At 67.0% G+C, this 7,186-nt stretch carries 7 protein-coding genes; 3 read left to right on the plus strand and 4 right to left on the minus strand.

Annotated elements, in window-relative coordinates:
- The 3 genes from AC2VOP_RS02210 to AC2VOP_RS02220 all read left to right on the plus strand — a co-directional run.
- A partial coding sequence (locus AC2VOP_RS02210) for a DEAD/DEAH box helicase (protein WP_486959450.1) occupies positions 1 to 1,611 on the plus strand: 1,611 nt, incomplete at its 5' end.
- Positions 1,608 to 2,738, plus strand: coding sequence for an acyltransferase family protein (locus AC2VOP_RS02215; RefSeq protein ID WP_486959451.1), 1,131 nt, complete (start codon positions 1,608 to 1,610; stop codon positions 2,736 to 2,738). The genes AC2VOP_RS02210 and AC2VOP_RS02215, both read left to right, overlap by 4 nt.
- Positions 2,739 to 2,802: 64 nt before the next feature.
- A complete protein-coding gene (locus AC2VOP_RS02220; protein WP_486959452.1) occupies positions 2,803 to 3,537 on the plus strand; it encodes a siderophore-interacting protein in 735 nt (244 codons plus the stop codon).
- Between the two features lie 91 nt (positions 3,538 to 3,628).
- Here AC2VOP_RS02220 and AC2VOP_RS02225 read toward each other — a convergent pair whose 3' ends face one another.
- From AC2VOP_RS02225 to AC2VOP_RS02240, 4 genes are all read right to left on the minus strand, one after another.
- On the minus strand, positions 3,629 to 4,948 hold the full coding sequence (locus AC2VOP_RS02225; protein WP_486959456.1) for an FAD-binding oxidoreductase: 1,320 nt from the start codon (positions 4,946 to 4,948) through the stop codon (positions 3,629 to 3,631).
- A gap of 203 nt (positions 4,949 to 5,151) precedes the next feature.
- The gene (locus tag AC2VOP_RS02230) at positions 5,152 to 5,607 is read right to left on the minus strand and encodes a nitroreductase family deazaflavin-dependent oxidoreductase (RefSeq protein WP_486959453.1); all 456 of its coding nucleotides are present in this window, start codon (positions 5,605 to 5,607) and stop codon (positions 5,152 to 5,154) included.
- A gap of 10 nt (positions 5,608 to 5,617) precedes the next feature.
- Positions 5,618 to 6,046 (minus strand): HIT family protein, encoded by a 429-nt coding sequence (locus AC2VOP_RS02235; protein WP_486959454.1) that lies wholly within the window; start codon positions 6,044 to 6,046, stop codon positions 5,618 to 5,620.
- Positions 6,047 to 6,063: 17 nt separating this feature from the next.
- On the minus strand, positions 6,064 to 7,185 hold the full coding sequence (locus tag AC2VOP_RS02240) for a MalY/PatB family protein (protein ID WP_486959455.1): 1,122 nt from the start codon (positions 7,183 to 7,185) through the stop codon (positions 6,064 to 6,066).
- Between the last annotated feature and the right edge of the window lies 1 nt (position 7,186).

Here is a 7,186-nt window from a genome sequence, read left to right on the forward strand (position 1 = left end):
ATCCAGGCTGCGACGATCCCGGCGTTGCTGGCGGGCTCCGACGTGGTCGGCCTGGCACAGACCGGCACCGGCAAAACCGCCGCGTTCGCGATCCCGATCCTGTCCAGGATCGACACCGCCAGCAAAGTCACCCAGGCACTGGTGCTGGCGCCGACCCGGGAGCTGGCGCTGCAGGTCGCCGAGGCGTTCGGCCGGTACGGCGCGCACCTGCCGCGGGTCAACGTGTTGCCGATCTACGGCGGCTCGTCTTATCGGGTGCAACTGGGCGGGCTGAAACGCGGTGCGCAGGTGGTGGTCGGCACCCCGGGCCGTGTCATCGACCATCTGGACCGCGGCACCTTGGACCTATCCCATCTGGACTACCTGGTGCTCGATGAGGCCGACGAGATGCTGGCCATGGGCTTCGCCGAGGACGTCGAGCGCATCCTGGCCGACACTCCGGAATACAAACAGGTGGCCCTATTCTCGGCGACAATGCCTCCGGCGATCCGCAGGATCACCAGCAAATACCTGCACGACCCGGTCGAAGTCAGCGTCGAAGCGAAAACCACCACAGCCGAAAACATTTCCCAGCGTTTCATCGAAGTCGCCGGCCCGCGCAAGATGGATGCGCTGACGCGGGTGCTCGAAGTCGAGCCGTTCGAGGCGATGATCGTCTTCGTCCGCACCAAGCAGGCCACCGAGCAGGTCGCCGAAAAGCTTTGCGCCCGAGGCCTGTCGGCGGCCGCCATCAACAGTGACGTACCCCAGCCTCAGCGCGAGAAAACCATCGCCGCACTGCGGGAGGGCGGGGCCGGGGGCATCGATATCCTGGTGGCCACCGACGTTGCCTCCCGCGGCCTGGACGTGGACCGCATCTCACACGTGCTCAACTACGACATTCCGTACGACACCGAGTCCTACGTGCACCGCATCGGACGCACCGGGCGGGCCGGCCGGTCCGGAAACGCGATCCTGTTCGTCAGCCCGCGGGAACGCTATCTGCTCAAGGCGATCGAGAAGGCGACCCGACAGAAGCTCACTAAGGCCGACCTGCCCACGGTCGAACACGTCAATGCCCAGCGGGTGACGAAGTTCGCCGACTCAATCACCGAAACCCTCGGCGCACCCGGCACCGATGTGTTCCGCAGCCTGGTCGAGGATTACAGCCGCGAGCACGACGTGCCGATCGCCGATGTCGCCGCGGCATTGGCACTGCAGTCCCGCAACGGCGAGGCGCTCCTGATGGAGCCGGAACCGGCACCGGACAAGCGACGCCACCGGCCGGATCGACCCGAGCGCAAAGCGGGCGGGGACAGCAGAAAGCGTCCCGGAACCGGCTTCACGACCTACCGCATCGCCGTCGGCAAGCGGCATCGGATCGGGCCGGGCGCCATCGTCGGAGCCTTGGCCAACGAGGGCGGGCTGCACCGCAGCGACTTCGGCCGGATCAGCATCCGGCCGGACTTCTCGCTGGTGGAGTTGCCGGCCAAACTGTCGCGCGGAACGCTCAAAGCGCTGGAACGCACCCGTATTTCGGGCGTCCTGATCAACCTGGAGCCCGATCGTCCCCCGGGTCGAACGGGCGATCGCGGCACTGGCGGCACTACCCAGCGAGGGAGCGCCGGATGACACTGTCGACGGACGTCGTGACCCGCGGCGGCTCCCGGCAGGGCTACCGCGTCGAGTCGCTGACCGGCATCCGCGCGGTTGCGGCGATCCTGGTTGTCGCCACCCACGCCGCATACACGACCGGAAAGTACACCCACGGCTATATCGGCCTGGTGTATTCCCGGATGGAGATCGGCGTGTCGATTTTCTTCGTGCTCTCCGGCTTCCTGCTGTTCCGGCCGTGGGTGCGAAGCGCCGCCGTGGCCGGTCGACCGCCGTCGATCAAGCGCTACGCGTGGCACCGGGTACGGCGTATCATGCCTGCCTACGTCGTTACCGTGCTGCTGGCCTACCTGATCTACCAGTTCCGCACGGCCGGGCCGAATCCCGGACACACCTGGGAAGGACTCTTTCGCAATCTCACCCTCACCCAGATCTACACCGACGGATACCTGGGGTCGTACCTCCACCAGGGGCTCACCCAGATGTGGAGCCTGGCGGTGGAAGTCGGCTTCTACTTTGCTTTGCCGCTGCTGGCATATCTGCTTCTGGTGACGTTGTGCCGCCGGCGCTGGCAACCCGGGCGGCTGCTGGCGGGGCTGGCGGCGCTGATGCTGATCTCGCCGGCCTGGTTGGTCCTGGTGCACACCGCGGGCTGGTTGCCCGACGGGGCCCGGTTGTGGCCGCCGGCCTACCTGGTGTGGTTCGTCGCCGGGATGATGCTGACGGTGCTGCAGGCCGTGGGAGTGCGCTGCCACGGCTTCGTCGCGATCCCGCTGGCGGTGATCAGCTACGTCATCGTCTCCACCCCGATTGCGGGTGCTCCGACGACCTCACCCACCGGGTTGATGGAAGCGCTGGTGAAGGTGGTGTTCTACGCAGGCATCGCCGCCCTGGCGGTGGCGCCGCTGGCGCTGTACAACCACGGCTGGTACGCGCGGCTACTGGCAACTAGGCCGATGGTGTGGCTGGGCGAGATCTCCTACGAGATCTTCCTGATCCACCTGGTGACGATGGAGATCGTCATGGTCGAGGTGCTGCGTTGGCCGGTCTACACCGGCCGGATGTTCGGCTTGTTCGCAGTCACCTTGGCGGTGACGATTCCGCTCTCCTGGTTGCTGCACCGGTTCACCCGGGTGCCCTCCTGAACCTGAACCAGCTACAGTTAGCTAGGTTATGCTGCCCTAAGCTCGACGAGGGAGGGAGCGTCGGATGGCGGACCAGAAGGCCACTCGCGGTTGGCAGGGGGCGGTGCTCAAACTGCTGGGCGCCGGCGACTACCGCCTCACCGTGATCGGCAGACGTGAGGTCAGCGCGCACTACCTGCGGCTGAGCTTCGACGCGGGCGGTCTGCTCAGCGGGCGTGTCGTGCATCCGACCATGTGGATCCGGGTGTGGTTCACCGACGGGGACAAGCTGCACCAGCGTGGCTACACGTTGGTCAACCCGGATCCGGCCGCCGACACCGTCGACATCGAATTCGCATTGCACGAAGGGCACAACGGGATAGCGTCGCGGTGGGCGCAGACCGCGCAGCCGGGGGACACCATCGAGGCGACCGTCTTGGGCAGCAAATTCGCCATTCCCGAGCCGCCTCCGGCCGGCTACGTCATCGTCGGTGACAGCGCATCGTTGCCGGCGATCAACACGTTGCTGGCGGCGATCGGCAACGCACCGGCGCGGGTGTTCTTAGAAGCCGGCCACGACGGCGACAAGGACCTGCCGGTGTTCCGTGACACCGACAGCACCGATGTCACCTGGGTGGACCGCAAGAACGCCGGGGAGGCCCTGGTGCAGGCGGTCAGCTCGGCCGCTTTTGCCGCCAGCGATCACTTCGGTTGGGTGGCCTGCGACAGCCGCACCACCAGGGCGGTCAGCAAGGTGCTTCGGGAAAACTACGGTATTGCGCGCAAGTCGATGAAGGCCCAAGCCTATTGGGTTGCCTGACACTGGGACGACGCACCCCGCGAGTGTGCGTGTCCCCGGTCGACGCGCCGGGCAAATCACCGGGTTTATGCACGCTCGCGCCCGCTGACCGTCAGATCGCCGCACCGGGGTTGAGAATGCCGAGCGGGTCGAGCGCGGCCTTGACCCGCTGGTTCAGCGCCATCGCGTCCGGGCCCAGGTAGTCGGCCAGCCAGGGCCGCTTCAGCCGCCCGACACCGTGCTCGCCGGTGATGGTGCCACCCAGCCGGACGGCCAGGTCCATGATCTCGCCGAACGCCACCTCGGCGCGGGCCACCATCGCCGCATCGGCGGGGTCGTAGACGATCAGCGGATGGGTGTTGCCGTCACCGGCGTGCGCGATCACCGAGATGGTCAGCTCGCGCTCGGCGGCGATCCGCTCGATGCCGATCACCAGATCGCCCAGCGCCGGCACCGGCACGCCGACGTCTTCGAGCAGCAGTGAGCCGGTGGCTTCCACCGCCGGGATGGCGAACCGCCGCGCAGCGATGAACGCCTCACCCTCGTCCGGGTCATTAGTGGAGAACACCTCCTTGGCGCCGTGCTCGCCGAACACGCTCGCCATCAGTTCGGCATCTTCAGCCCGGGCCTGGCCGCGGTCGTCGGAGCCGCCCAACACCATCGCGGCGGCATCCCGGTCCAAACCCATCCGGAAGTGGTCCTCCACGGCGTTGATCGCCGCGGCGTCCATGAATTCCAGCATCGCCGGGCGGATCCGCCCGGTCACCGCCAGCACCGCGTCGGCCGCGGCCCGCACCGAGGCGAAGGTGGCCACCACCACCGCCGACGTGTGTTGTGCCGGCAGCAGTCGCAGCGTCACCTCGGTGATGACACCCAAGGTGCCTTCGCTGCCGACGAACAGCTTGGTCAGTGAGAGTCCCGCGACGTCCTTGAGCCGCGGACCGCCCAGCCGCACCGCGGTGCCGTCGGCCAGCACCACCTGCACACCCAGCACGTAGTCGGTGGTCACTCCGTACTTCACGCAACATAGGCCGCCGGCGTTGGTGGCGATGTTGCCGCCGATGCTGCAGATCTCGAACGACGACGGGTCCGGCGGGTACCACAATCCGTGCTCGGCGGCGGCCTGCTTCACCTCGGCGTTGAGCAGTCCGGGCTGGCACACCGCGGTGCGGGTGACCGGGTCGACGGCGATGTCGCGCATCTTCTCGGTGGACAGCACGATGCCCTCGTCCAAGGCGGTCGCCCCGCCGGACAGCCCGGTGCCCGCACCGCGCGCCACCACCGCGACGCGGTGCCGGCTGGCCCAGCGCAGGGTCGCCTGCACCTCTTCGGTGTGACGCGGCCGGACCACCGCCAGCGGTTTGCCCGCCGACGGGTCGAACGCACGGTCCTGCCGGTAGCCCTCGGTGATCGCGGGATCGGTGACCACCATGCGGTCCGGCAGCTCGGCGATCAGCTCAGCCAGCGCCCCAGCCGGTCCACTTCGGTTCACAGCACCGATCCTACGGTCGGTGTCCTGCCCGAGGTGGTGGACGACCATACCGCTGCCGGTGTGAAAACGGCTGCTATGCGAAGGTCTTGGATGCCGCCATCGCGACCCTGGTCTCCACTGGTCTTCAATGGTCTCCGATAGCTTCACGCTGGGCGCACAGGCGTCAGCACAATGACCGGAATCGGCCGTGACGTCTTGCGTTGGTACGCCTCGTAACGGTTGCCGTTGTTGTCGTTGACGATCTTCCACAGTCGGTCATAGCCAGGTTCCCCGGGCAGCACCGGCTTGGCGGTGACCGCGAATCGCCGTGGCCCGACATTGATTTCAGCATCAGGATGCGCTTTGAGGTTGTGGTACCAGCCGGGGGACCGGGGGTCACCGCCTTTGGACGCGACGATCAGATACTCGTCGCCGTCGCGCGCGTAGGTCAGCGACGTGGTTCTGGCCTTGCCTGTCTTGGCGCCGACGGTGTGCAGCAGCAGACTGGGAACCCACAGCACCCGATGCCCGATCCAGCCGCGAGACGTTTGATAGACGACGTTGTGTATGCGTATCGCCGGCGGCAGTAGGCGCTGTTCGAGCCAGGACGCAAAAGACATTCGCCCAGTATTACTGTCGCGCGTCGATCCGCGCCAGCGCGTCCCGCAGGATTCGTCCGGTCGCCTGTCTATCCGCGTCGCGGCGCAACAGGATTCCCTTGACGAGGGAGAGCTTGTCGCCGTTGCGCCGGGGCAGCACATGCAGGTGAATGTGGAACACCGACTGGAAGGCGGCGGGGCCGTCGTTGATCGCGAGGTTGGTTGCATCGGCCAGCTCGGTGGCACGCACCGCGTTGGCGATCCGCTGGCCGATCGCCGTCATTCCGGCCAGTGTCTTGGTGGGCGTGTCGGTCAGGTCGACGGTGTGCTGTTTCGGCAGTACCAGTGTGTGGCCGCGGGTGAATGGCCGGATGTCGAGGATGGCCAGATAGTCGTCGTCTTCGTGGACACGCACGGCCGGCGCCTCGCCGGCGACGATCGCACAGAACACGCAGCGCATACCGTCACGGTAGCCGGTCAGCACACGGCGGCGGCGATTGCCTTGATCGCGCGATCCAGGATTGTCCGAGACGTGGCAAAGTTCAGCCGCACGAAACCCGAGCCCACCGTGGCACCGAACGGGATTCCCGGGTTGACTGCCACTTTGGCGTTGGCTAGCAGGTAGTCGGCCGGTTCGGTGGGCAGGTGCAATGCGCGGAAATCGATCCACGACATGTAGGTGGCCTCCGGGTAATTGACTTTCACCCCCGGCGCCAGCTCGGGCAGGCTCCGTGCTAGGTGGTCGCGGTTGGCTTGCAGATACACCAGCGCCTCGTCCAGCCAGCTGACGCCGTGGGTGTAGGCGGCGATATTGGCGCGGATCCCGATTGTGGACGCGCCCATCTTGTGCAGCATGTTGATCCGGCTCCACTCGTCGGCGTCACGACGGTTGGACAGGATCACCTGGGCGCACATCAGGCCCGGCAGGTTCCATCCCTTGGAGGCCGACACCAGGGTGATCACCGTCTCGGCGGCTGTGTCGGACACCGACGCGGCGGCGACGTGCGGGCGCTGGTAGACCAGCGGCGCGTGGATCTCGTCGGCGATGACGCGCGCGCCGTGGCCGGCCGCGATGTCCACGATGGCGCGCAGCTCGTCGGCGGTGAACGCGGTGCCCAGCGGGTTGTTGGGATTGCACAAAATGAGCGATCCGGCCCCGCTGGCGAACGCCGCGTCGAGCGCGTCCAAGTCCATCACGTAACGGCCGGAATCTTGCTGTGGCATGGGAATTTCCACCCGCTGGCGACCGGTGATCCGCAGCAGGTCGAAGAACGGCATGTACGCCGGGACCGGCAGCACCACTGGGCTCTCGGGGCGGGTGAGGAAGTTGATGACGACTTCCATCCCCTTGAGCACGTCCGGCACCACGCGCACCCGGTCGGGCTGCACAGCCCAGCCGTAGCGGCGTAGGCACCAGTCGGCGGTGGCCGTCGGCAGCACGTCCTCGCGCAGCGACGGGTAGCCGAACTCCTCGTTGGCGACGGATGCCCGCACCGCGTCCACCACCGGCGGCGCGGTGGGGAAGTCCATCTCGGCGATCCACAGCGGCAATACATCGGGGTCGAAGAAGTTCCATTTGATGGTCTTGCGCTGGCGCAGC

This window comes from Mycobacterium sp. TH-M106 (genome assembly GCF_057473765.1).

Bases quoted from the DNA above. Each gene is read 5' to 3' on its own strand.
- AC2VOP_RS02220 (WP_486959452.1), top strand. From the start codon at position 2,803: ATGGCGGACCAGAAGGCCACTCGCGGTTGGCAGGGGGCGGTGCTCAAA.
- AC2VOP_RS02235 (WP_486959454.1), bottom strand. From the start codon at position 6,046: ATGCGCTGCGTGTTCTGTGCGATCGTCGCCGGCGAGGCGCCGGCCGTG.
- AC2VOP_RS02225 (WP_486959456.1), bottom strand. From the start codon at position 4,948: ATGGTGGTCACCGATCCCGCGATCACCGAGGGCTACCGGCAGGACCGT.
- AC2VOP_RS02215 (WP_486959451.1), top strand. From the start codon at position 1,608: ATGACACTGTCGACGGACGTCGTGACCCGCGGCGGCTCCCGGCAGGGC.
- AC2VOP_RS02230 (WP_486959453.1), bottom strand. From the start codon at position 5,607: ATGTCTTTTGCGTCCTGGCTCGAACAGCGCCTACTGCCGCCGGCGATA.